The following is a 25,853-nucleotide window of genomic DNA, read 5'->3' as shown; positions in this document are numbered from 1 at the left end:
TCACCGATTATTTTTCTATTTTCTTCGCCAAAATAGGGTTTAACGGTTTGATATTATATAAAACTCCTTGATCAATATCTGGCTCATAACCGGACGCAATAATTTCATCAATTTGTTTATCAAAGGTTTCCAAATCATTTATTTGCTTCTCTAAATCAATAACTCTTTTCTCAAACTGCTTTGCAAGTTTCTTATCATTGGAAGAAGTCATTTTTTCTCTGTAAAAAACAATATCTTCACTTAGACTATTCATAAACGGTATTAAATGGTTGGATTTCAGTTTATATAATGTATCTGGCGTAATGGCATAATAATTTATAATTGAATTAAAATTTTTGTTTGGACTACAAATATGCCAATATATTGGTCTGTTTTTAAATTTACCTACATGCCTCTTAAAGAACTCTTTTAGTATCCATCCTAATATATTTGACCCTAAAATTGCCTCTAGCTCTTCTATATCATTTTCTATATTTTCTTCTTTTGAAAGGAGTTCAACTTCATCCAATAATATTCCTTCCACAAATTCATTATCAAGTATTATAAACTCTTTTTCTGAACTGTTTGAATCACTATCAAACTGTTTCCTTAATATTGATGATAAAAATTCAAAAAACTTTTCAATATAATTGTGGGCTGAAATGATATTCCTATTCTTAATGAAGTTTAATAATTTGAATGGGTCGATGGAATAGCTTCTTAATAAAGAATATATATTAAAAACATTATCTGAAAGTTCCGCTATTATCTCTTCTTCATATTCTTCAATATCTTCAATTACATACTGATTACTTTTTGTAAAATAACTTTTTTCAATTTCATTTTCGATATTATAAATATCTTTTTCAGAAATACCATAAATATCATAAATAAGATGATCTATCTGTTCTGAATAATATTTTTCTTCCAACTCATAGAATAAATCTGTTATAATTTGGTTTTTAAGAAACTCAATAAATGATTCTCTCTTAAACTTTAATACACTTTCCGGGTCATAAGTGACACTTAGTTCATTTCGACTAAGTTGTTCCATTTTGTTATCTCTTATTTTGTTTATAATTTTTTCTATATTTTTAAGTGAATCGTCACTTGGTTCAACAATAGGAATCCTTTTTAAATCCCCAACTTGAAAATTGTGTGTAGGATTTAACAGTTTAATGATATATGTAAACAACTTACTATTTGTAAATGCAAGTAAATATACATTACTTATCTTTTCTGGGAAAATACAAGAATTTCCTTTGTCAAAAATAAAGCCTGATGGCAGATACCTTGATTTGAATCTATTTCCTATTAGTGAATACATTATCCCTTCCCTTCCGAAGAATGTCTCACCCCTTACAGCAGAACTTTTATGTTTTCTAATTTCCTCACCGTTGTTTTCCCAATAAACAACCGTCGGATAAAAAGTGTAATACTCACTATTGTCAATTACTTTTGAATAGGGTTTCCATTTATTCCTATCAAGGTCCTTAAATTCCCAAAAGTATTTTAAAAATCTGGAGTTATCTCCAGTTGCCATCCCCTGTCTCGGTATTGCATATTTCTCAAGTGGTATTTTTGTCTTGAAAAGTGACAATATTTCATTTGAAGCCCAATAAACAAAAGGCATACCACTTATATTTTTGAAATCTTCCTGATTTATATAATAAGTATGGTCTTTAGCATCATTCATTAATGCAACTTGTTTTGATTTAGGAGTATCAAAATTAATAAGCCTAATGTATTTTCCCTTAAATTTTTTATCATGTATTGTTTTTGCAAAAACAAACATGACTGTATTAACTTTAGCACCACTAATTTCATCAAACGCATTTGTGCCTAAATGACAAACACTTCTTATGCTAAAATGACTTAATATTTCCTCCCTTAAAGATTCGAAGTTACTTGTAAACATAAATGACTGTTGTGTGACCATACCCAACAAACCATCATCACTTAGAAAATGCATAGATCTTTCAATAAAGGAAGAGTATAAATCCACAAAATTTTTCTTGTAATGCTTCTGTAAATATTTTTTTAGCGTTTCGTTCATATTTCTTTTTCCTAAATAGGGTGGGTTTCCAACAACCAAATCATATTTGTTCATAAAGATATTTAGTAGATAAACTGACTTTTTTACTTCACTTGCAAAAAGTAAATTGTTTATGTCTTTCGCTTTTACAGCTTGTGTGTATATTTGTTCCAGATATTGAAATAGCTCTTGTTCACCTTTAGAAAGAATTGATTCCTCTTGATCCCTTACAAACTCATCAAGTCCCTCAAAAAGACCTAAATCTTCTTTTTGTACCTTCTTCTTAAACTTTCTGTGTTTTTCTTGCTTATATTCTTCAATTAGCGGCAATAACTGTTTTTCTGGTTGAATCAGGCTTCCCTTGATACGTGTATCAGTAAATTCATCATAGATAATTTCAATCATTTGAAGAACTGTTGGATTATTTTCAAACTGTTTTTTCATTTTGGCCAAACGTTCACCATTTAATAGAACTGCATCGGCACAAACAAGGTTTACTGTAAGTTCATTTTCTTTTACTTCATTTATTCCCGCTTCTTTTAGCGAAACTCTTACTTTTATATATAATATTAGTGCGGTAAGCTGAATTGCCCTAGCATCAATATCTATCCCATGAAGATTATTACTTAATATTAAAAACGGGATTTTTTCTTTTGAATAACCTTCTTCAACATAGTATCTATAGAATAGATCATATGCCTTGATAAGAAAGTGACCACTACCACATGCAGGATCTAATAGTTTAATTTCCTCAAGCTTTTTATGCTCTCTTTCACCATTTATTATTTCTTCATGTAATTTCCCTAAAGAGTTATTTATAATCCAGTCGACAATCCAATCTGGAGTAAATAATTGGGTTGCAGCTGGTATATCAATACTTTTTATCTTTTCCTTTTTATTATATAGACGGTCAAAAACATCATCTTTTTCTTCTTCATTGAAATATTGATAAATCCAACCAATTATCTCATCTTGTTGCCATGATTCTTCATCAATTTCGGTAGTTAATTGATGAATGATTTCCAATAATGCTTGGTTACTTGGCCCAATAATTGAATATTCATCTTCCGTATTAAATAAAAGCCCTATATCAGACGAAATCTCATTAAATATTAAAGAAATAAAATAAGACAATCCCTCATCAGATTGCGATTTACAAAATTCACGTGCAACTTCAAAGAAGTTTCGGTGACCATATGAACGATTACTGTATTCTTCTCGTTGAATAAGAACTTCTTCCATCAGCCCCCTAACCTCCATAACACGTAGAGCGGCTATACGATTCAAATATGTATAAGTAACCTCACGAATATAGGAGATAAGGGCCTCCTTTTCAGAAAGCCCCCCTTTCATCTCCTTGGAAATAGCATCACGAAGGTCTTTATAGATTTGCTCTTCTTCATCTGAAAGTGATAATTTATCTTTTTCAATCCAAGGCTCGTCTAGTAGAATACCGCAAGTAACAAGGCGATTTTCTATATCACTTTCTAAAATTTCCCTACATTTTAATATGGTACGATTAATTGCCTTTTTTTGTTCTGGCTTCATTTTACCAACCCTTTCCTATCTCAATTAAGATAAGAAGAAATAGTCAATACGCTTCAATTCTTCCTTTAGTTTCTCTTCTAAAGTTTTCAAATAGTCCTTAATTTCTTCTTCCGAAGAGATTTTCTTCATTTTCATAATGTCTCTAATTTCAACCTGTTTAAAAGTAGGTTTCTTTACTTCAGAATTATTATCATCATCGTCATCTGATGTTAAATTAGTAGGCTGTCGTAATTTTTCAAGAAACTCACCATATATTCCAATAGAATTCTGTTTATAGCTTGGTAATGCGTGTTCTAGTTGTTCTAAATAATCATAATTACGACGGTTCTGTGGTACTTCCTCCTCATAATGCTTACTTAGTGGATTCAGAATTTCTCTCTGTTGAAACACATCAAATGAATCAAATTTCGGGAATTGCTCAATTTCATTCATTATGTTCTCAATTTTTTTCATAACTCTAGAGTGAAGCTCTTTATAATACTTTTCATAATAATTTTTGATATTTAAAAAATCACCTTGAATATTAGCCCAATTATCAATGAATCCATTTGATGATATCTCACTAAGTATAGATTGAACTTTATTTTCTTGCTCCTCTCCCTTTGGAAAATGTTGAGGTAACCATACATCCGAAATAAACTTTAACATTTCTTGTAAGGAATCCATTTGACCATTTTCAACAAAGTGGTCGAATTTTTTCATAAAACTCATTTCATCTTTTAATTGTTGATACTTATCCACAAAAGAAATAATGACTTCACTAGAATGATTTTTATTAACAATTTCTTTATAAGCCGTTTCTAATTTCTGTAGCTGATCAATAATCGATAACCGCTTTTCCTTAGCTGTAACAATTAAACCTCTAATTTTTATTAAAATATTGTTTGAGACTTTAATACATTTATCATAATACTCCGGAATTGTATCAGCCGAAACGTTTTCCTCAAACTCTGATTCTAATATTTTTTTGCATTGCTGACGTATTGCAGGATCAACATTCTTGACTTCTATAAACTGGCATAATTTAAAATGCGGCTCTTTCTCAAAAATTTCTTTAACACCAGATTCGGTATAACTTCTTATTGATTTACCTTTTAGTTCTAGTTCAATAAAACCGCCACGAAACAGTGCTGCAGCAAAAAACCTGATTGCCATACTATCCCAACCGTATTGGTTGCCTTGAAAGTAATCCAAAATATCACTTCCAGTGCAAACCCCAAACCGCTTATAACGAGACTTAATTTCTGTTAAAACTTCACTTAAAACCTTTGAACTTGAATTAATTTGATGTTCATTATCTAAAATATTTAATTCTTTAAACACCTCAGACGCCGAGTGGATATTTTGTTTAAATACCTCATCTATATGTGAGGAATTAATTTTTACTGCTGCATCGTCAAAGCGTGTATAGACTGTTGGAATTACAATACTTATTAGAGAATCAAATATTGGTTTAACTTCTTCTCCTTTTGGTAAATCATATTCTTTTCCTCGAAATAAATACGATCCAGCTAGAAAAGATACCTTTGTTTTCCTTTTAATTTCTAAAGCCAAATTTTGATTTTTTTGCTCTTCCTTTCGTAAAAAGAACATCCTTTCTTCATCTGCTTTTTCCCGTTGTTTAGCTATTGTAGATTGACGTGCTAGATATTCCTTAATCATATCTTCAATCTCTTCATTAGGATGAGATAACCAATAAATGCGTTTTTCTTCTCTTATCAAATCCCGTTTCTTTTTATCACGTAGAGTCTCATCATTAAATAGGATTACCGGACTTAGGGCCTCAAATGAAATTTCAGTACCGTTGGCATACTTTTCATCATCTGCAATCAGATTAATGGAAAAAGGACGTATTTGTTTATATAAAACCCTATTCTGGTTAAATATATCCTTTACTGTATCCCTTACATATTTCATAATATCTCTTGTTCGAACTTCTTCCTGCTCTGCAAGTACTTCATGACGGAAATTCTGCTCTTCCGGTGATAAAAAGCTATATACTTCACCCTCTCTCTCGACAAAACCAGCCTTAATGAGTTTTTGAAGAGAAGACTCAACCATATCTTTTAGTTCGTGAAAATTAAGTTCTATACTACTGAAAAGCATTTTTGTTAAATTATCTAATGTTTTTGGTAAATAATTAATTGAATCAAGGAGATATAATACTTTCAACACCTTTTTTGTAAAATCAGGGTTTTCCGGATCAGCTTTATCGACTTCATTTATAGCATCAATCACGGTTGAAGGAACAAAATCAGAAGCTCTTGCTTCAGCATAGACCTGATCTAACGTTACGAAACTACCGATTTCCCTTTCATCAAAGTGATTCTCTGGATTTATTAATATTCCTTGAGTTGTTTTGATCATGCTACGATTGGTTCCGCCATGTTTTTTGTTTGATTCTGTACGTTGTAGAAACTTTACAAAAATATCTTTTATAATTCCTAACTGATAAGGAAAAAACGGATACGCCTTAACAAAGTATTCTTTTGTTAACTCTGGTAACTTCCGATCAGCATCAGGAAATTGCAAAACAGATACCAGCTTTCCCGAATATTCCTCATATTCATCTTCTAGTATTGAACTTGATTCTGAAGTTTTCTTTAATACACGTTCATAAAGAACTGTATCTAAGTTCTCAGGTGTTAAGTGAATCTTCACTCCAAAGCGGTCAGCGATCTTTCCTAATTCCGTGTTAAATTTAATCGCATCTTCAACAACCGCTTTTAACTCTTCTTGTGCAGTAACGCCAAGCCATATCTTTCCTTGCCCGGTTACCTCAACCTGATGCGCTATTCCTTGAAGCTCACTAATTTTTTGATCATCTCTTGCCATAAACTGTCCCATTTCATCGATTAACAGAAATAGCCTTTTCTCTTCACCTGTATCATGGGTTTCCTTTTCAATATATGATTTAAATACTTCAATTAATCTTTTGGGAGACATAGAAAAGTCATCTTTAATGTCATTAATAATGTCTATTGCAATTGTCTCAGAAGGATAATCATCCGGTTTAATCTTGCATAGTGTCTTTGCAATTTTAGTCTTTTGGCGCGAAGGCTTTTTACGTGCATCTTCCCAAGACTTACCGCTTACCTTTTCAAACTCGCTTTTAAAATCTTCATATAACCCAGACTCATATAGATCAAATTCTAATTCACCAACCCAAAGAATATGACTATAGAATCCTAAATAGGAAAGAAACTGTTTATAAATAGTAATAGAAATACTTTGCTGTTGATTATTACTGTCATAAGCAGTTTCCTCCAAAATATCGAACATTAGAATTTCCGTTTCATATTTCGTACGGATTTCTTGAACAAGTGTTTGTAGATCTTTAGATACATCTCTTGTTAGAAATACTTCCGAACTAGTTGTATCTCCAAATTCATAATTTCCAAGAACATGCCCTAGCAGCTTAGTGAAATGGGACTTACCTGATCCAAACCAGCCTGAAATCCAATAACAATAATTATTACCATTCAAATAATTAGTAAATGCCTTTTTAAAGTGATCTCGTATTTGATCTGTTATAACATACTCATTTAGTTCCTGACGAATATGGGCCAAATTTTCATCTTGAACTTTGACTACTGGATTAATATCACGATTAATATTTTCCCGAAATATTTCATGTATCTTAGTCAATCGTCTCACCCCTTTATAAATAAAATGCTCTAGAGCCACTAATATCAACATCATCGAGCATTATAAACTTCCTTGAATTAACTGTACCGGGAACAAAAAAACATAGCGGTATCGATACCTTATTCTCCAATTTAGAAAGTAATTGAATGAGTCTAAAGTGTGGTGCTGTACAGCCAACACGAGTGAATAACATTCGTCCTTTTTCACCCAATTTTTCTGTTCTTTCTAAAATCCATTCATATAGTAGGTTAAGCATCGTATTCTGCAATTCCTTCATGAATTCCGGATAGTCTTCTTTTTCAAATTCATACAGCTCTGTTAAATCACCGTTTTCATCTTTTAATAAGAGTTTATAAAGTAATTTTTCCAGATTGACAACTTCGACTTTATATCCTTGTGTTTTACCTTCCTGCTCTATTTCTTCAAGTTTAGGCTTTAAATATAATTGTTCACTAGGACTAATCGCAACAAGCATAAAGGGGACACCCGATTGGCGACTCCATGCTATTTGATCATTAAGAAGCATATTTTTGATTTGATTAATTTTCTCCGACAACATATTGGACAACAAACTCCTTTAAAGATGGAAACTTATAATGTATTTCAGTTTCTTTATTTTCTTCTAAGTGAATGACTCCACTTAACTCTAATTCCTTTAACATCATCTTTCTTTGTTGTTTATCTTGTAGAAATAATTTGAAATCATTGTGGTTGTAATAGTCCTCAAGTGTCAAAATTGAATACTTATTAAAATAAAGCACATAACCAAAAATTCTATTTGAAAAATATACATTTTCATTAAATACTGGATTACGTCTATTTGAGAGAAAGCCTGTTTCAAGTAAAACGGTTATCAAGGCACTTTTTAAATCCTTATAGGTTCTTTCGGACCAATTTTTCATTTCTTCATGTTCTATAGAAGAAGATAGTAAAAATTCCCCTGCATCATCACTTGAAACTCCTAAAAAGCCCTTGATGTACTTCTGAAAAACTACCTCAACAACAAAGTCATACAATACCTTATCCGACATACACATATGATAATAAAGAAGGTAAAAGGCTTCTTCTTTGTTCATATTTTGTATTGCTAATAAGAGTGGATTTTCAGAAACAGGTTTATTGTGAAGGTCCTGTAAATATCTCTTTTTAATTGAACCATATACGTTCTCAATCCGGCGTTTCGATGCTTTTAGCAATAAATTATTTTCAAATAACTCATCTTCTAACGCCCTAATGCTATTCAATTCAGACAGCCTGTTAAGAATTCTAAGTGAATCCTCAAGAACTGCCCCTGTTGTTTTTAAATCTGCAGTATATTTCTTAATCATTAATTTACAGCAACCCTTTTATAATACGGTATTGTAACTTGGCCTCTCCTAGCATAATCATAGACAGAAATTAATTGATGAATAACCTCTTCTAATTCTTCATTATGTATATAAAAGTGCCTTCTTTTCGAACCTAATTCATAGGATTCCCCTGATACATTATCAAATGTATCCAGACGTGGTTCATTAAAAAAATCCCTAGCCCAGTGTGGAGCGAATGAATAATTTTCTATTGCCTCTATTTCATGAAGGATATCCTTCCATTCTTTTCTTGATGAGAGTATTTTAACAGCTGGTTCATATACTTTTTTTTCAAAGTCATATCCAAAGTGAAATAGAGTTATTACCTTATTAGCACTTATACTATGTAGTTCTTTCTGCCGAACACTTTTTTGGGCCATATCTAGTCTTTGTTGGTAAAAGTTACGTGGTAAAAACGGCATTAGATTCATTCTACCTACTGTACCTAAGATACGAGATTCCCACCAAAAGTTATTATCCTCCTCTCCAAGTCGGGCTATCATTAAACGATAATAGATAACTTTTGCTAAGTTTCTCTTTGAAACACGTCGATCTTGTATATCACTATCCTCAATATTATTTAATATTAGATCGTAAACTTTTTTCACCTGAGTCACCTCTGAAATATGGTTATAAATATAGAATTATTCTTATTTATTATTGCATATAAAGATATTTAGAAAAAGAAATATAGCTTATTTTTACAATACTTAAAAGGTAATATACACAGCTGCTATTAAGATAAATACTTAACTAAAGCAGATAATTAAAAACTGATTTCAAAATCACCCTTTGTGAATACAGGCGCTTGGTCTATGTAGTATTGATAAACATTATCTGTTAGCGGATCTGTAGGTGTGTTTACAATGTAGTTATGTAAATAAGCGCAAGGATAAAGATAAAGATCAATATTATCCTGCTGTACCGTTGCGTTGTAGTCTTTTATTAAAGAAGCATAGGACCATGCCTGGTAGGAGGGATGCATGGTTTCCACCAAAGCGTGACGGAATGCAGTTTTTACAATCGCTTCTTTTCCATCTATCTTCTCTACTTTATCCCATTGTTTAAGTTCAACTACTACAACGGTCTCCTGCTCCTTACTTTTTCCAGTGATCAGAAAGTCCACACGCTTGGGTGAATAAGGTATTCGATATTCAATCGCTACTCCAGAGTTCTTCGGTATATCCGGATCCATGAGCACACGATACATACATTGCATAGAATTATCCCAGGAACGGACTTCTACCTTGGTAGCTTCTTAAACTCACATATGAGCCCCTTCATCTGCAGTTTGTTATTATAAAAATCGGGAAATTTGCACGAAAAGTGTCGATATACCTATTTTACCAGATGTTAGGAGAGTGTACAGACCCGATTTTGGAATTCTCCCCCTTTTATATTGGTAATTTCTAGTTTTGTGACCAGTGGATGAAATATTAGGTTCATTGTAACGTGAGATTGGCGGAATGGGAATTTAAAAATACGTGCACTTTTTTTAAAAAAGTAAAAGAGCCATAAGGTATATTATGACTCTAATAATAACTATCCATGTTGCTTTAAAGCTTCTTTACTTTTCTCCTGCGCTATTATTTTCTTAATCAGTTGATCAATTTTTTCCATCTCACCATTCGGATCTTTCCACCAGTTTCTACTCCAAATACGTGCAATCTTCCAGCCTTTCCCTTCAAGGAATCGTTGTCTATATACATCCCTTTCTTTTGCGGAAGGTGCACTGTGATACATAGCTCCATCACATTCTATTCCAAGTATATATTTATGTTTGTCCTTGGGATGAGCAATAGCCAAGTCAATTCGATAACCGGACATTCCTACTTGTGTATCAACTGAATAGCCCATTTTCGTTAATTGTTCATATACTTGGGATTCAAAAGGAGAGTCAAAACTAAGATCGCCTTGTTCTTGTTCTCGTTTTGTATTTACTTCATCACTCATATCCGATAACACAAATTCTGCCTGTTCTTTTTTAATATTAGATACAGCACGTGCATACTCCATATAGCGTTTTAAGAAACGAGGGCCATCATTTTTCGTATTACCAACATTTAACTCATTCGGTTCAATACTAGAAACTAAATGTATTTCTTCCTTCGCTCTTGTTATAGCAACATTCAGGCGGTTTTCTCCACCTTGTTGGCCAAGCGTCCCAAATCGATTATAAACACGGCCCTCTTGATTTTTAGCATAACCGATAGAAAATAGAATGATATCTCGTTCGTCACCCTGGACGTTTTCAATGTTTTTCACAAAAATTCGTTCATCCATATCTTTGTTCATCACTTGTTGATAAACAGTATTAAACTCTTCATCATTTTCAACCAGTCTATCAATTAGATCATTAATTTTATCTTGTTGCTTCGCGTTGAATGTTATAATGCCAATTGATTTATTCATATCCTTAATTAATAACTGTTTCAAGAGCTGTACCACCTCTTGGGCTTCCATCTCATTACTTTGGTTTATCCACATACCATCGACCTTATGCCATTGAAGAGCTGATGGCTCTTTCAAATGATCTACATTTGGAGCAATTTGAATATTAGCATTATAAAATGCGTGGTTTGAAAAGTTTATAAGTTCTTCCGATTTTGAACGATAATGCCATTGCAGCATTTTACTTGGAAACACTCTCTTTGATAGGTTTAGAAGGCTCTCTGACTCTTCTAACTCATTATCTTCGTCATCTTCATCTGTTTGAACACTTCCTCTGAATAAATTAGATGGTGGTAATTGTTTTTCATCACCTGCGACAATTACTTTTTCCCCACGGTATATGGATGGCAAGCCATTTTCGACAGTACATTGGGAAGCCTCATCAAATATAACCATATCAAACATTTCTTGCTCCAAAGGAAAGATAGCTGAGGCTGTTTCTGGAGATACAAGCCATACAGGCATAACATCCAATAATCCGTCTAGAGAGTACTTCTGCACAAGTTTTCTTACTGGCCAAACTTGTCTCTTCTTTCCTGTTTGGTGAATAATATCTTTGATTGTTTTAGCATTGTTTTCCTTAACTTCTGATAAAGTGAATAGCAATCTATTTTGCAGTACCTTTGCTGATAGATTCTTTTTCTTTTCTAAAAGCTCTCTAAATTGTTCTCTTAACCGTTCGAATTCATCAGTTCCAACTTTTGTAAGAACACGATGCTTACTCTCAATCTCATCGATCCAGTGGATGTATGCTGATTGTTTCACATAATCAACCCATTGATTCTTTATATAACGATGTACATTATCTTCACTTTTATCTTTCAACTTTTCAATAAGCCTTTGGATGAATGGAAGACTCTCATCGTAAATTCTACCCATATTTCGTAAGTCTTCAAAATCCTGTGTAACATATTCCTGTTGTTTCTCCAATTCTTTTAACGGAATATCACCTTTCGCTATTTGATCATGGTACTTTTGGATCTTTTCATCAGAAAAATAAGTGGACAATTGCTTTATCTTTGTGTCCATATCCTCTGAAACATTAGAGAGTTCGTACAAAACCCTTAAGCTTTCACGAAGCTTCGGCCATTCTTTTGATGACAACCCCTTAAACTTTTCTCCATCCAATAATTCCTCGACAATTGTCTTACCTGTTAACGAGGTCCACCACCAAAGACGTAATTTTTGAAGTGTCTTTTTCTCATTTGGGTTCAAGTCCTCATAAATCTTCTCTAGTTTATTTCCAACTCCCCAGCTATATTCAGGTGTGATATCATCTTGTTCAAAGTGTTCCAGGAATTCCGTGCTCTTTCTTGCTTGGTTGGTAGCTTTGTTCAAGATTTCTACAATTGTCAGCCTATCTTTAATCTCTAGCTTTGCAAAAGATTTTCTATCTTTCAAAGGATAATTTTCCTTTCCAAATCTACCGTAGTTATCTCCGTAAGAGAGAATTGTTGAAAGAACATCATCCATATTATGCTTATTCAATGACTCGATAACATCACTTAATTCAAGGATCACATCCATATTTTGAACTGGTTTCCCTAGACTATATAAATCAAAAGCCCGGTAGCCATGGGGCTGGACTTCATAAAGGCCCTTCGCAATAGCATCGAGTTCCTGTTCATATTGTTCAATTTTACTGGAGAGCTGAACAAACTCTTCTTCTAATTCTCTTGGAAAATGATCAGTGGTTAGTCTTGTATTTAATTTACGATATAGTCCTTTTCTGTCTGCCTTCTCATCGTGCAACAGACTTACATTTGCAGATAAGCCCAAGGATTCTAATCGTTGATACACTACATCCAAGGCAGCACGCTTTTGACAAACCAAAAGAACTTTTTTATTTTCAGCAATTGCATTTGCGATCACGTTTACTATTACTTGGGATTTTCCAGTACCAGGGGGACCATGAATGACAAGTCCTTTTGTTTCATCAATTGATTCAATAATTTCTTCTTGAGAAGCATCTGTATCCAGAACGAAAAACTTATCCTTTTCTTTTTTCTTTACTGCTTTGGATGAATCGGTGTCCTCCTGCGCTAGGTTATCTGTTTCTTCAGAAGTTGTTTCACCGATATTAATTAGATCACTAACTATACCAAGATCCGAATTGCCTTCCTCTAACTCTTGAATAAAGTCCTCATAGTCCTTTAATAAAGCAGAATTACCTTGTGGGAAATGCCCAAGTATTGCATAATTATTTAATTGGAATTCTCCTTTTTCCATTTGAGGAATCGTTTCTTTCGTATAATTAGGAAAAGGCAATATACCTTGATTATTCGTTTCCTGAATATGCACTGAGTAGATATCTAGCCACTCTGCCCAGTTAGAAAAGTTTACGACCTCTGCTTGCTGCTCTGCTTCATCATACATCTCATCTGGGACATGAAGGTCGCTCATTTTTTGCATAGCTAAGAACACAGAACGATTGAGCATTGGTTCAGAATCAGACATTGTTTCTAGAACCCATTTTGTTCCATGAGTTTTTATCCGGTTTAATTTTACAGGGTATAAGAAGAGAGGAGCTCTAATGTATGTTCCATCCATCATATTCCCACTAATAAAGGGATAGCCTAGATAAAGATCATACAGTCCCGTTTCTTCTTCAATGGATTTTAAGTTGCGATAAAGCGAGGTTAATTTACCAGAAAGATTTAGAGCATTCTCATTTTTTACATCTTGTTTCAAAAGGTCTGCTTTCCCTTTATTTGTGATTATAGCTTCAATTATAGTTTGTGGATCTTTATCCAATTGATTAAGCATACTTAAGTCAAAAGACCATTTATCATACTTTTTCAGCATACGAATTGACCTGTTTCTTCGGCTTAGATCATTCAACCGATCCTTAAGGTACATCATTTTTTCCTTCATTTAAAAACCACCTAATATTTTTGATAATCTATGTAGTATTATAGTTCTATCATACTAATTATAAACGTCAATAGACCACTTTAAAAGGGAATTAATTTTTTTGATGTTTTTAATTTAGTGAATTCTTGATTAGTTAAATTTGAGTCTCCAGCAAGTTATTCTTGAGTTTCAATAGAACCAAATATGCTAATCTAGTATTGGCTTCGCTTGATGGTTTAGGTCTACAATTTCTTCCTAGCATTCTTCGAGTAAACGCTCTTGTTTTTGGGAGTTGATTTTACTGATGATTTTTAAATAAAAAAATAACCCCTCACATACAACTAAGCCATATGCTGAGGAATTATTTTTTATAATATACGACTATTAATGTTAGTTTTAGTTGGTTGATCCGAGTATATGCGCTTGCCAATCATACCAACTAAAACGTTTCTCAAACGGACAAACCAGCCCCCCTTCTCTCATCATCCTTCTCAAAACGATCGATATTTCCTCAATGCTACGATATTCAGCACAATAAACAAGGCTGCAAAGATAAGCAATATTAATAGATCAACTGCAATATCCTGAAAAGTGAAGCCCTTATACATGACCCCCTTTAATGCATCGGAGGCATAAAATAATGGCATAATTTTTCCCAGCGATTGTAGCCAGTCGGCCATTCCTTCCATTGGGAAGATACCAGTAAAGAATATTTGTGGTACGATGACCAGTGGGATAAATTGCATCATCTGGAACTCGGATACAGCAAAGCTTGACAGCAGTGTACCAAGAGACAGGGCCACTAGGGCGATTAATATATTTGTTAGTATGACAAGCCAGATGGAACCAAGATGAACAATATCCAGCACATAAATAGAATAAAACACGATAATGATCGTCTGAATAAATGCGAATATGCCAAAACCAACAAGGTATCCAGCGATGATTTCATACCGTTTTATCGGAGTGGCCATTAATCGTTCCAGTGTTCCGGATGTACGTTCTTTTAAAAGTGAAATACCTGCAATCAGGAAAACAAAGAAAAAGACGAAGAAGCCAATTAACATGGGACTGAATGTATCAAATATCTTTGTATCCTTATCGCCGTAAACATAGTTAGCAGAGATGCCAGGTCCTTTCTTTTCAGTCGAAAGCATGTTGCCTAGCTGCATCTGGACCTTTTTTGCCTGTGATGGGTCATCATTTAACAGTGTGAGCTCCATCTTCTGCTTATCAACATTTAGCCAGGCATGTTCGTTTTTCTCCTTCATCTCTTCTGTTGAAAATTGCTCTACTGACGTAATATTGAAGTCTGCTTGTTCTAGTTGCTCCGTAAGTTGTGTGCTGCCTCCAGTGATTGTAATTGTTGGCTCGGTTTCCGAAGAATCGAAGATCAAATACATGAGTGACAGGACAAGTAATGGTGCAAGAAAAAGTAATGCGAGTGTCCGCTTATCGCGGCGCATTTGACGTATAATACGGATTACAAGTGCATTAATACGCATTAGCTCTCACCTCCTGCTCTAAGAAAGACTTCTTCAAAACGAGTGGCTTCATACTTTTCCTTCAGTTTGTCTGGTGATCCAGCGGCAATAATATGCCCATTTCGGAGTAATGCAGTTTGGTCGCATCTCTCGGCCTCATCCATCACATGAGTGGTAATAACTATTGTCTTGCCATCTTCCTTTTTTAAACGCTCAAGCTCACTCCAAATAGATCGTTTTAAAACAGGATCGATCCCTACTGTAGGTTCATCTAAGATAAGCACTTCCGGATCGTGGATGAGTGCGATGGCTAGAGAGAGACGGCGCATCATCCCTCCAGAATATTCAGCAATGCGCTTTTGTAACACATCTTCCAGCTCGACAACACGAGCAACATACTGAATCCGTGCGTTACGTTCCTTTTTTGGAAGCTTATAGAGTCTTGCGAAGAAGTCAAGATTTTGTTCCCCCGTCAAGTCGGTATAGAGGGCATCTGACTGGGCCATATACCCAATATTAGGGAGCAATCGTTGGTCAGGTATATTATAGGTCAGCACCGTAATATCACCTTCATCTCTTTTCAGCATACCAATAATTAATTTAATTAAAGTTGTCTTACCGCATCCTGATGGCCCCAATAGGCCGAAAATTTCTCTTTTTGGGATCTCAAGAGATAGTTTGTCTAGGACAAGTTTATTATGAAAAGACTTAGTGGCGTTATGAACAGTAATTGCCATAGTCATACGTTTACTTCCTTTCTGTATTTACTGAACACTGTGTTGATTGTATTTAAATTGTAAGGTACGATGATAGTCAAATACAATCAACACTTTTTATGGAATTGTTGAGCAAGAGGTGAAGTTTATGGCTGATCATCATAAAAAGATGAATGAAAATACTAAACAAAGAATTGAGACAGAGTTTATAAAACTGCTTGAGTCTGAAGGATTTGAACGAATATCAGTGAAACAAATTGCTGTGTGTGCAAGTATTAATCGTGGTACATTTTATCTGCATTATATAGATAAATATGATGTAATGGAACACATTCAAAAGCGCTTGCTTGAGGGGTTGTCCGGCTTGGTGGAGCAAGTCCGTCCTTCTGAGGTGTTACATGCTTTAATGAGCGGAAATTTCTACTCTCCATTTTTAATGGTGTTCGAATATATAAAGAACCATGGTAATGAATTCAGAGCACTTCTCGGAGACAGGGGTGATCCTTCTTTTGCAAGAAAAATGAAAGAAATCTTTGGTGACATACTTTTGAATAAATTTATCCAGCACTATCCCGGGACTAATAAATGGTTTCCGCAATACATGACTGCCTTTATGACCTCCTCTATTCTGGGATTAATTCAGGAATGGCTCGAGCATCTTGAAGAGCAAAGTGTAGAAGAAATGGCGCGTACGCATTTAGAGGTCATTGGATTCATCTCTAATTTAAAGACGATGCTTAAAGAAGGAGAATAGTATGGAAAGGTTTATATATTTTGTATAAAAATGCCCGACTACTTGATTCGAATTTTTTCATAATGGAAATCAACTGTATAAAAGTTGGGAACAGGTTGTTTGCAAGATAGATTTCTTCACCTGCTGCGGGCACACAATTCTATTCCAATAAACTTCTTTTCCCTCTCGCCCAAGCATACAATGCATTATATTTCCTTTAGAAAAACTATTCTGTTATTATTTTGAAAGCGTTTTAAAATAAGGGGGGAGATTTTATTGAGAGCAGTTAGTTCTTTTTTTGAACGAATGGTGCAGCGGTTTTTACCTGATGCCTATTTGTTCGCTGTTATTATCACGTTTATTGTATTTGTTCTGGGAATATTATTTACAGACAGCTCAGCCTTTCAGATGGTCGAGTATTGGGGAAATGGATTCTGGGATCTGTTGGCATTCGGGATGCAGATGTCACTTATTGTAGTTACTGGATACATACTTGCCAGCACAAAAATTGTTAAAGGAGTGCTTACAAAGATTAGCAAACTGGCAAATACTCCTGGTCAAGCGATTTTGCTAGTAACCTTTGTTGCATCGATTGCGTGTCTGATTAATTACGGATTTGGGCTTGTTGTAGGGGCGCTTTTTGCTATTCATATTGCCAAACGGGTGCCGACAGTGGATTACCGTGTACTCATGGCGAGTGCATATAGTGGTTTTCTTTTATGGCATGGCGGGCTTTCCGCTTCAATACCGTTACTCATTGCTACTCCGGATCATTTTCTCCAGGACACGATGGGAGTTATTCCTGTATCGGAAACATTATTCAGCAGTTTTAACTTATTTATTGTGTTTGTTCTATTATTTACATTACCTCTCTTGAATCGTTACTTGATGAAAACAAGAGATCAGCTGTATCATCCAGATGCAAACCTTTGGCAAGAGGAAGAAAAGGAAGATGATGATGCTATTTCTGCAACTGCGGAAATGACTCCAGCAGAAAAATTAGAGAATAGTAGAATCCTATCTATATTGATCGGTGCATTTGGCCTGCTATTTGTCGTCTTCTTTTTTATGGAGAATGGGTTTGATCTAAATATTAATATTGTCAACTTTACGATGCTTTTTCTCGGGATTATTTTTCATGAGACACCGAGACGTTTCCTTAACAGTGTGGCAGATGCTGTAAAGAATGTTGGCGGGATTATTATTCAGTTCCCGTTTTATGCAGGAATCATGGGGATGATGGTTGCATCCGGGCTTTCCCAACAAATGTCGCTATGGTTTGTCAGTATATCCAGTGATTTCACCTTCCCATTGTTCACTTTTTTAAGTGCTGGGCTTGTCAATTTCTTTGTACCATCTGGTGGAGGTCAATGGGCAGTACAGGGGCCAATCATGATTCCAGCAGCGCTCGAGCTTGGTGTGGATACAGCCAAAACAGCAATGGCTGTTGCTTGGGGCGATGCGTGGACGAACATGATTCAGCCGTTCTGGGCATTGCCGCTGCTTGCCATTGCAGGTTTGAAGGTCAGGGACATTATGGGATTCTGTGTCATGATTCTCATTTACAGCTTCATTCCAATTTCCATTGGACTATTGTTCTTTTAATAAAAATCTCCGGCAGTCTGTACACTGCCGGAGATTTTTTAGTAAGGAAAGATAAAATATTTTAGAATTGCTAAGGCCAGAAATATCAGCACTACGAACAAACACAGGATGGCAGATGTATAGGCTTTTTGCTTAATGAAATAAATCCCTCTTAATAAGAAGAAGATCAGTGCAACAAAGAAAACGATCTCTCCATAGATCATATAATGTTCTCGATCAATGTACTGGAGCAGGACACTTATAATCCCTATCGTTATCAACACGCGGTTACTGATGGCGAAGAACTTATTTCTTTCATTTGTTGGTTTAATAGGAAAACCTCCACTTTTATGTAGTTAGCTATTTCTGTTAATAGTACTTCACGAAAGATAATTTTTTTATTTACGATAGGAACGTACATTCTTATTTGATATACTGATTTTAACAATAGACTGGCTTCACATGAGGGATTAAGGTGCATCTTTTTCTTCCTGGAATTTTTCCATGGAAGGAGGCGTTGCCCATGGATATGTATAGTGTATTAACGCTGATGATTTCATTCGGCATGTTAATTGTGTTTATCATGTCCGAGAATAAAAAATAACCCCTCATGCAACTAAGCCCAGTGCTAAGGGATTATTTAGACCTGATTGCGCCTTCCCCTCTTGTTGGGGTTGGTCTATTGGAACCGTTCCATGTTAGAGCATGGAGCGATTTTTACTTTGTTATGTTTATCTATAGTTATTATATCACAGGTAGCATAGTTGTAAACCACTCTTAGCCTCTAACCTTTTCCATTCCGTTGTACTTAAGACAATGATTAATTATGTATGTTAAATATTAAGTTAACAACTTAATTTAGTTTATAATTTAAATAGGAACATACGATCTAATATGATATACTGATTTTAACAATAGACTGGCTTCACATGAGGGGTTAAGGCGCACTTTTCTTCCTGGAAACTTTCCATGGAAGGAGGTGTTGCCCATGGATATAACAGATACGTTAACGCTGATGATTTCATTTGGCGTTTTGATTGTATTAATTATGTCTGAGAATAAAAAATAATCCCTCACTGTGCATTGACCAGCCATGAGGGATTATATTCCTAAGTGCGCCTTCCCCTTTTGTTGGGGTTGGTCTATTGAAACCGTTCCATGTTACCAGCATGGAGCGGTTTTTACTATGTTATGTTTATTTATACTTATTATACCACATGCTTGATTATTGTAAACCAATCCTACATCATAGCATTGTCCGTTCGGTTGTACTTAAAACAACGTTTAATTATGTATGTAAATTATTAAATAAGCAACTTAATTTAGTTTATAATTTAAATAGGAACATATGATCTGATATGGTATACTATTATTAACAATAGACTGGCTTCACATGAGGGGTTAAGGCGCATTTTTCTTCCTGGAACTTTTCCTATGGAAGGAGGTGTTGCCCATGGATATGTATAGTGTATTAACGCTGATGATTTCATTCGGCATGTTAATTGCGTTTATCATGTCCGAGAATAAAAAATAACCCCTCATGTCACTACGCCATGTGCTTAGGGGTTATTTCTCTGCCTAAAAGCGCCTTCCCCTCTTGCTGGGGTTGGTCTATTGAAACCGTTCCATGTTAGAGCATGGAGCGGTTTTTACTATGTTATGCTTTTCTATACTTATTATACCACAGGTAGCATAGTTGTAAACCAATACCGGCATACCCACACCATTATTGCATAAGGTAGATTTTTTTACTTCCAGGAATCTTTCCAGCGATCAGAGTCTCTAGCGTAACCACAAAATCACGAAATATTTGTTGGTTTTCTAGGATTAAGTGATCTATGTCATTTAGCAACTAACACGAATCGGCTATAATTGCATCAAAGCCGTAACCACGGAGAATGGACAACGGTCTGCTGTCCCATCATGTTGGAGTTTTTTTAAACTGCTATACAAATTGCATCTTTCTACAATAATGAGGTGAAAATAGTGCAAACACATTTGGATATGAGACGAATTAATACAATAAAAGAAATTCTGCTTAAATTGAAGCTTGGAGACTCAGAGCAAACGATTCAGGACGCTTTTGATGAGCATGTTCAACCTTTGGGCAAGACAGATATTTTATTGATTTTACAAGAACTAAAAAATAGCACTGCAAATGATTTTAATATGAACGATATCCGGAAATTTTTTGATGTGTATCTTGAACTGTACGATCATTCGCTTCAGGTTATTCATGATCCAAATGAAGAGCATCCAAGTCACCCTATTCAAATTTTCAATAGGGAAAATCAGGCATTTGCCTCTATATTAGATCGGGTAAATAGCCTTGTAGAAGCGATTGCTAATGATCCAGGACATCGCACAGATCAACTTAAGCATGAAATGATTCAATTGGGAAAGATTTATAGTCATTACAACCGGAAAGAAAAACTCTATTTTCCGATACTGGAGCGTTATCGTATTTATTCCATGTCAAGAATAATGTGGGCAGCGGATGATCGTATCCGCACGTTATTTAAAGGTACCAAAAGAATAATGGAGAAAATGCCAGACATCGATTTTCATTATGTCAAGCAAGCTTATTTCGACTTGGAAAATGCATGTAGAGAGATGATGCTGGAAGAAGAATATTTGCTATTACCTATCACACAGTCTATTTTTAAGGAAGCAGACTGGTTGGCCATTGCAAAGGAAAGTAAAGCATTTGGTTATGCAGTAGATGAACCGGAAGAAACCTGGATTCCTGATGAAGCGTTACGTAATAAAAACACAGAAAAGCAATCCGACACACCTAACGAGGAACATCTGCAATTTGGCGGTGGTTACTTAACGATTAAAGAAGCCAACCATATTTTGAATAATTTGCCCCTGGAATTAACGTTCGTTGATAAAAATGGCATCTTTAAATACTTTAATGAAATCGTAGAATCATCAGAGATGATGTTTATCCGTACACCAAGTTCCATTGGACGGAATGTAGCCATGTGCCATCCACCAAAGAGTATGAAGAAGGTCATGCAGCTCATCCAAGATTTAAAGTCAAAGAAACGCGAGTCAGAAACAATGTGGTTCAAAAAGGAGGATGAGTATGTCCATGTTACGTATAAAGGTGTGTTCGATGAAAACGGAGAATACTTAGGGATATTAGAATATGTTCAAGATATTCAGCCATTTCTGGACTTAACGCGTGAGGTAAAGAGAGAATTAAGGTAAAAGATTTATTTCGGTGTATTAATTGTAGCTGAAAATAAAAATAACCCCTCATGCAACTAAGCTCAGTGCTGAGGGATTCTTTCTAAGTGCGCCCTCCCCTCTTGATGGGGTTGGCCTATGGGAACCGTTCCATGGTAGCGCATGGAACGGTTTTTATTTATACTTTTTATACCACAGGTAGGATCAATCTAAACCAACCCATTGACAGTTAAAAGGTTCATTATCGCCATCCAGAACAATCTGTTTCTTAAACACCTACTGTATTTTTCAATGCGCCTGCCGCTTTTGCCCGGATTCTCGTTGCATTACCAGGCAGGTAGGCTAATGGAACATATTCTAAATCAACGATAACTAGCTGATCTGGATCTGCTCCTGCGTTTATTGCTTCTTCTTTTGCCATATTTTTAGCAACTTCTATTGTTTGCTCACGTCCAAGGTCATCCATGGCGAATATTTTTTCTACTTCTCCACTAACCTGTGAGATGGCGGAACCAATCGCATTTGCTACACCAAAGTTTTCTGGTCGGATGACTTCGGAGGCTCCCTGTAATTCTTCCGGCAGTAAAATGCTTCCCCCACCAACTAGTATGACTGGCATATCCTCGGCACTTGTTTTCATTTTATCCAATGCTTCCTCTACCATGCCTACCATCTTGGCATAGATATTTTCAAGCAAAGCTTTATCAAGGTGAGCCACTTTTGCTGGATCTCCAAGCTTTGCTTTTCCAAGTCCAACAATAACATCTGTCGTAGTTAATGTGTCTCCTCCAAAAATCAGTGCTTTTTCTTGCAGACGGTACCCGACACTATGTGGTCCAATTTGGAAGGTTTGATCTTCATGAACCTGGATAATCGTGCCACCGCCGAGTCCGACAGACATAATATCCGGCATACGGAAGTTCGTTCTGACACCACCAATTTCTACTGCTAAAGAGGATTGACGCGGGAATCCATTTACAAGTACGCCAATATCTGTCGTCGTTCCTCCTACATCGATTACCAAGGTATTGGATTTATTGCTTAAGTAAGCAGCTCCTCGCAAACTATTTGTTGGTCCACATGCGATTGTCAATATCGGGTAACGAACGGTGTATTCTACCGACATTAGTGTACCGTCATTTTGGCCGAAGAAAACATCTGCCTCAATTCCTTCTTGCTCCAATGCTTGGATAAACCCATCTGCTGTGGATTTAGCAACATTCACGACAGCAGCATTTAGTATTGTTGCATTTTCCCTTTCAAGCAGGCCAACATTTCCAATTTCACTTGATAGAGATACGGCTACATCATCTCCCAAAATCTTAGTGATGATTTCTGCTGCCCGCTCCTCATGTTTTTTTGTCACGGGAGAGAAGACGGAGGTGATAGCAACAGAGTCTACCTTCCCTTTTATTTCATTTGCGATTCGATAGAGATCTTCCTCATCCAATTCGGTTATTTCCCTGCCATCAAATTCATGGCCACCTTTTACAATATAGGAATGTTTCCCAAGAATTGCTTTTAAGTCATCTGGCACACTAAGCAATGGTTTAATAGCTAGCGTCGCTGGTGCACCAATACGTATGATGGCAATGTCATTCAGCCTTTTCCGTTCTACGATAGCATTGGTACAGTGTGTTGTACCGAGCATAGCATAGTTGATATTACGAACATCGACCTTTGATGTTTTTACTACTTCATGTAAAGCCTGGTAGATTCCACTGCTGACATCTGTGGAGGTTGGTGCTTTTGTTTGTGCGATGACATTGTAGGAGTCATCCAAAATGACAGCATCTGTATGTGTTCCGCCAACATCAATTCCAATTCGGTAGTTTGCCATATTAAGCTTCCTCCTTTTCTACTAATTGTTCGACTGGTACATAGTCCAGATCATATCCGAAATATCGTGGACCTGTTGTCTCAATTCCTTTATCTGTTCGCCATTTACTATGTGCTGGCATGCCAATTACCGTACAACGGGCACCGTAGCGTAATCCCTCCGTAGTAATTGGCATTCCGGTGTCTGAATCCAGTACCGCAATTAAATCAGGAGTCATGCACAATGTTTTGTCTTTTGTTTCAGCAAGTAAATGTTCATTTTGAAAGCGGAGATACAACTCGTCCTGTTGATACTCCTCCACCCCTTCAATTGTTGCCGTACCGCGGGCGAACCCTGTTTCTGTCTTCCGATTAACATCAACAACCTTGCCTTGAAACAGCTTGTAGCCATCGGTTAGTTTTAACACTTCTGTAATTGGATTGTAGTTATGCGTCTTGGCCTCTCTAATTGTTCTGCCAATTTGCTCTTCTAATTTTAAAATATGATGGATGGAGCTGCGTTTGACTGTTTTCCCATCCATAGGATAGATGGAGAGCATGACAGAGCCACCCATTTCCACTGTTGCAGAACGTGCAATTCTCTCTGCCCAGACGTTGTTTACTGTATTCAACACAGAGTTATTTCCTTTTTCATCTGCCAGAACCATTGGAGTTGCCGGGACACCTTCCAAATAAAATGTTACCATCTGCAATTCAGGAAATGCTCGTCCCATTCCATCTGCGTCAACTACGGGTAAACCCAATTGGGCTGCTAAGGCAAATGGTAATAGAGAGTTCACACCACCTGCTTCGATAGGCATTGTTGCATAAACCTCTTTGCCCAAGTATTTTTGCAATGATTCAAAAGCTCCCACTGCCTCTTCCCCACTTGGAATTTTCTCTACCATCACAGTTGGCGCCCCCATCATGGCAGATGGTACGACAAGTGCGTCATCTGGCAGCTCATCTACATCTAATAATTTTACTGGACCATTTTCCTCAATTGCTTGTAATGCCATTAATTTTCCGATGTACGGATCACCACCGCCTCCTGTTCCTAAAAGAGCTGCACCAATAGCAATATCTTCTATTTCCTGTTTACCTATTAATCTCATGAAACTTTTCCTCCCTTTGCGTGTTGTTCTAAATCAATTGTTGCTGTTTTGTTTTTTATCACTTTTCCGACAATTAATTGTAAAATAAAGGCGACAATGAATGCATCAAACCCAGACGCTCCTGTGAGTGTAAATAAACCAAAACCACTTGGGGCGGCAGTTGTCATAAATGCTACGAGTGCAGCTATAATCCAGATAGCTACAGATAGTGGTTCTACATTTTTTGTCTGGTCTATTTTTTCAAATTGGTACTTTTGTCGGTTCACTAGAAAATCAGCTACGTAAATACCTCCAATTGGCGGAATCAGCGCACTAAGGAAATTTAGAAACGGGATAAAGTTTTCGTAAATACCGGATACAGCCAGTCCTGTACCAATTGCTCCTGCTGTAATAGTAATAATTGATTTAGGAACCTTCTGAAAAATGACGGCAAATCCTAGCGCGGAGGAATATAAATTATTATCGTTTGTTGTCCATTGTGCAAGAATTAAAATTAATAATGCGGCAGTGCCCCATCCCAAGCCAAGCATAATCTCAACAATATCAACCTGTGTTGTCGCTTTTGCGAGAATGATAGAGATAATTAATACAATACTAAATCCTAGAAAGTACCCAACGAAGGAAGATATCACTGCATCTTTCGTAGAACGGGCATAACGGGAAATATCTGGTCCAATAATAGCTCCTATTGCCAGTGAGCCGATAATTAACGATACAGCAGAACCAAATGTTAATGGATCGCCGATGATTGGTGCTTGAGAAATCGATTCTACCGATTTACCTGTCATAACCTTGACCAATGAACTGATCAGCAGGATCCCAAGCAGTGGTACAGCAACCAGACTAAGTTTTTCGATTGCTTTATAACCAATAAAAGCTGTGACAGTCATAAGAATCCCACCTGTGATCACCAATGCCAGGACAGGCAAATCAAGAGAAAGGCCGTCTAACAATACGTTGCGCAAGCTGGACCCAAATAAGGCAAGCTGTACACCAAACCAACCAAATAAAGCAATTGCTAGTACGATGGAAACTGCGTATGCTCCATATTTACCTAAGGCAAACTTAGAAACTAGTGCTGTTGATAAACCTGTCTTGGCACCGACTACACAACATAAAGCACTTAAAACAGCCAAAATGAAAGATCCTAAAAATGAAGCTAGTATTGCTTGTGCAAATGGCATCCCTGCACCTAAGGTTCCACCTAACACAACTGCTGATAATGCAACGATTCCTCCTGTCCAAACAATGGATAATTTTATCCATCCCTTTCGCTTATGTTGGGGAACAGGCTCCAATTCATAGTCTTCTGTCAAATCAAATCTATTTTCCATTTCGTTTCACT

General features: G+C 36.0%; 15 protein-coding genes and 1 pseudogene. 4 read left to right on the top strand and 12 right to left on the bottom strand.

The features are described from left to right. Window positions 1-7 precede the first annotated feature (7 nt). The 9 genes and pseudogenes from pglX to BME96_RS06190 all read right to left on the bottom strand — a co-directional run bounded on the left by pglX (window position 8) and on the right by BME96_RS06190 (window position 16,090). Entirely contained in the window at window positions 8-3,562 is a 3,555-nt protein-coding gene (gene pglX, locus BME96_RS06230) for a BREX-1 system adenine-specific DNA-methyltransferase PglX (RefSeq protein WP_071648641.1), read from the bottom strand. Window positions 3,563-3,586: 24 nt separating this feature from the next. Continuing rightward, window positions 3,587-7,210, bottom strand: a complete 3,624-nt coding sequence (brxC, locus tag BME96_RS06225; protein WP_197035844.1) for a BREX system P-loop protein BrxC — start codon at window positions 7,208-7,210, stop codon at window positions 3,587-3,589. A 13-nt stretch (window positions 7,211-7,223) separates the two neighbouring features. Next, window positions 7,224-7,769: a BREX protein BrxB domain-containing protein gene (locus tag BME96_RS06220; protein ID WP_071648639.1), complete on the bottom strand. Its 546-nt coding sequence runs from the start codon at window positions 7,767-7,769 to the stop codon at window positions 7,224-7,226. Then, window positions 7,750-8,538, bottom strand: a complete 789-nt coding sequence (locus BME96_RS06215; protein ID WP_071648638.1) for a BrxA family protein — start codon at window positions 8,536-8,538, stop codon at window positions 7,750-7,752. Before BME96_RS06215 ends, BME96_RS06220 begins: the two co-directional genes overlap by 20 nt. Further along, the gene (gene brxE / locus BME96_RS06210) at window positions 8,538-9,167 is read right to left on the bottom strand and encodes a BREX-6 system BrxE protein (RefSeq protein WP_071648637.1); all 630 of its coding nucleotides are present in this window, start codon (window positions 9,165-9,167) and stop codon (window positions 8,538-8,540) included. The genes BME96_RS06215 and brxE overlap by 1 nt, the downstream gene beginning before the upstream one ends. A 176-nt stretch (window positions 9,168-9,343) precedes the next feature. Next, window positions 9,344-9,802: pseudogene (locus BME96_RS06205) on the bottom strand (ATP-binding protein); the annotation flags it as partial. A gap of 299 nt (window positions 9,803-10,101) precedes the next feature. Beyond that, window positions 10,102-13,884, bottom strand: coding sequence for an AAA domain-containing protein (locus tag BME96_RS06200; protein WP_071648635.1), 3,783 nt, complete (start codon window positions 13,882-13,884; stop codon window positions 10,102-10,104). Window positions 13,885-14,354: 470 nt separating this feature from the next. Next, on the bottom strand, window positions 14,355-15,368 hold the full coding sequence (locus BME96_RS06195) for an ABC transporter permease (RefSeq protein WP_071648634.1): 1,014 nt from the start codon (window positions 15,366-15,368) through the stop codon (window positions 14,355-14,357). Beyond that, window positions 15,368-16,090, bottom strand: a complete 723-nt coding sequence (locus tag BME96_RS06190) for an ABC transporter ATP-binding protein (RefSeq protein ID WP_071648633.1) — start codon at window positions 16,088-16,090, stop codon at window positions 15,368-15,370. Before BME96_RS06190 ends, BME96_RS06195 begins: the two co-directional genes overlap by 1 nt. A gap of 121 nt (window positions 16,091-16,211) precedes the next feature. On the opposite strand from BME96_RS06190, the gene BME96_RS06185 reads away from it, so the two are divergent. From BME96_RS06185 to BME96_RS06170, 4 genes are all read left to right on the top strand, one after another. Further along, window positions 16,212-16,817 (top strand): TetR/AcrR family transcriptional regulator, encoded by a 606-nt coding sequence (locus BME96_RS06185; RefSeq protein WP_071648632.1) that lies wholly within the window; start codon window positions 16,212-16,214, stop codon window positions 16,815-16,817. A gap of 255 nt (window positions 16,818-17,072) precedes the next feature. Beyond that, on the top strand, window positions 17,073-18,401 hold the full coding sequence (locus BME96_RS06180; RefSeq protein ID WP_071648631.1) for a short-chain fatty acid transporter: 1,329 nt from the start codon (window positions 17,073-17,075) through the stop codon (window positions 18,399-18,401). Window positions 18,402-19,368: 967 nt separating this feature from the next. Then, window positions 19,369-19,449 (top strand): putative holin-like toxin, encoded by an 81-nt coding sequence (locus tag BME96_RS20155; protein WP_223280501.1) that lies wholly within the window; start codon window positions 19,369-19,371, stop codon window positions 19,447-19,449. Window positions 19,450-20,366: 917 nt separating this feature from the next. Beyond that, window positions 20,367-21,596: a DUF438 domain-containing protein gene (locus tag BME96_RS06170; RefSeq protein WP_071648629.1), complete on the top strand. Its 1,230-nt coding sequence runs from the start codon at window positions 20,367-20,369 to the stop codon at window positions 21,594-21,596. A 247-nt stretch (window positions 21,597-21,843) separates the two neighbouring features. On the opposite strand, the gene BME96_RS06165 is transcribed toward BME96_RS06170, so the two are convergent. Genes BME96_RS06165 through BME96_RS06155 form a run of 3 tightly spaced genes read right to left on the bottom strand, consistent with a single transcriptional unit; the run spans window position 21,844 to window position 25,842 of the window. Beyond that, entirely contained in the window at window positions 21,844-23,415 is a 1,572-nt protein-coding gene (locus tag BME96_RS06165) for a hydantoinase/oxoprolinase N-terminal domain-containing protein (protein ID WP_071648628.1), read from the bottom strand. A gap of 1 nt (window position 23,416) precedes the next feature. Next, window positions 23,417-24,508, bottom strand: a complete 1,092-nt coding sequence (locus BME96_RS06160) for an S-methyl thiohydantoin desulfurase family protein (protein WP_071648627.1) — start codon at window positions 24,506-24,508, stop codon at window positions 23,417-23,419. After that, a complete protein-coding gene (locus tag BME96_RS06155) occupies window positions 24,505-25,842 on the bottom strand; it encodes a cytosine permease (protein WP_071648626.1) in 1,338 nt (445 codons plus the stop codon). Before BME96_RS06155 ends, BME96_RS06160 begins: the two co-directional genes overlap by 4 nt. Window positions 25,843-25,853: the final 11 nt, after the last annotated feature.

Origin of the sequence: Virgibacillus halodenitrificans (assembly GCF_001878675.1) — a bacterium.
Classification (GTDB): Bacteria; Bacillota; Bacilli; order Bacillales; family Amphibacillaceae; genus Virgibacillus_Q; species Virgibacillus_Q halodenitrificans.
Note: the sequence above shows the minus strand (reverse complement) of the source record. Positions and strands in the feature narration are given on the sequence as shown.

Coding starts and splice junctions, on each gene's coding strand:
- BME96_RS20155 (WP_223280501.1), top strand. CDS start 19,369: ATGGATATAACAGATACGTTAACGCTGATGATTTCATTTGGCGTTTTG.
- pglX (WP_071648641.1), bottom strand. CDS start 3,562: ATGAAGCCAGAACAAAAAAAGGCAATTAATCGTACCATATTAAAATGT.
- BME96_RS06195 (WP_071648634.1), bottom strand. CDS start 15,368: ATGCGTATTAATGCACTTGTAATCCGTATTATACGTCAAATGCGCCGC.
- BME96_RS06160 (WP_071648627.1), bottom strand. CDS start 24,508: ATGAGATTAATAGGTAAACAGGAAATAGAAGATATTGCTATTGGTGCA.
- BME96_RS06155 (WP_071648626.1), bottom strand. CDS start 25,842: ATGGAAAATAGATTTGATTTGACAGAAGACTATGAATTGGAGCCTGTT.
- BME96_RS06190 (WP_071648633.1), bottom strand. CDS start 16,090: ATGACTATGGCAATTACTGTTCATAACGCCACTAAGTCTTTTCATAAT.
- BME96_RS06215 (WP_071648638.1), bottom strand. CDS start 8,538: ATGATTAAGAAATATACTGCAGATTTAAAAACAACAGGGGCAGTTCTT.
- BME96_RS06200 (WP_071648635.1), bottom strand. CDS start 13,884: ATGAAGGAAAAAATGATGTACCTTAAGGATCGGTTGAATGATCTAAGC.
- BME96_RS06165 (WP_071648628.1), bottom strand. CDS start 23,415: ATGGCAAACTACCGAATTGGAATTGATGTTGGCGGAACACATACAGAT.
- BME96_RS06185 (WP_071648632.1), top strand. CDS start 16,212: ATGGCTGATCATCATAAAAAGATGAATGAAAATACTAAACAAAGAATT.
- BME96_RS06220 (WP_071648639.1), bottom strand. CDS start 7,769: ATGTTGTCGGAGAAAATTAATCAAATCAAAAATATGCTTCTTAATGAT.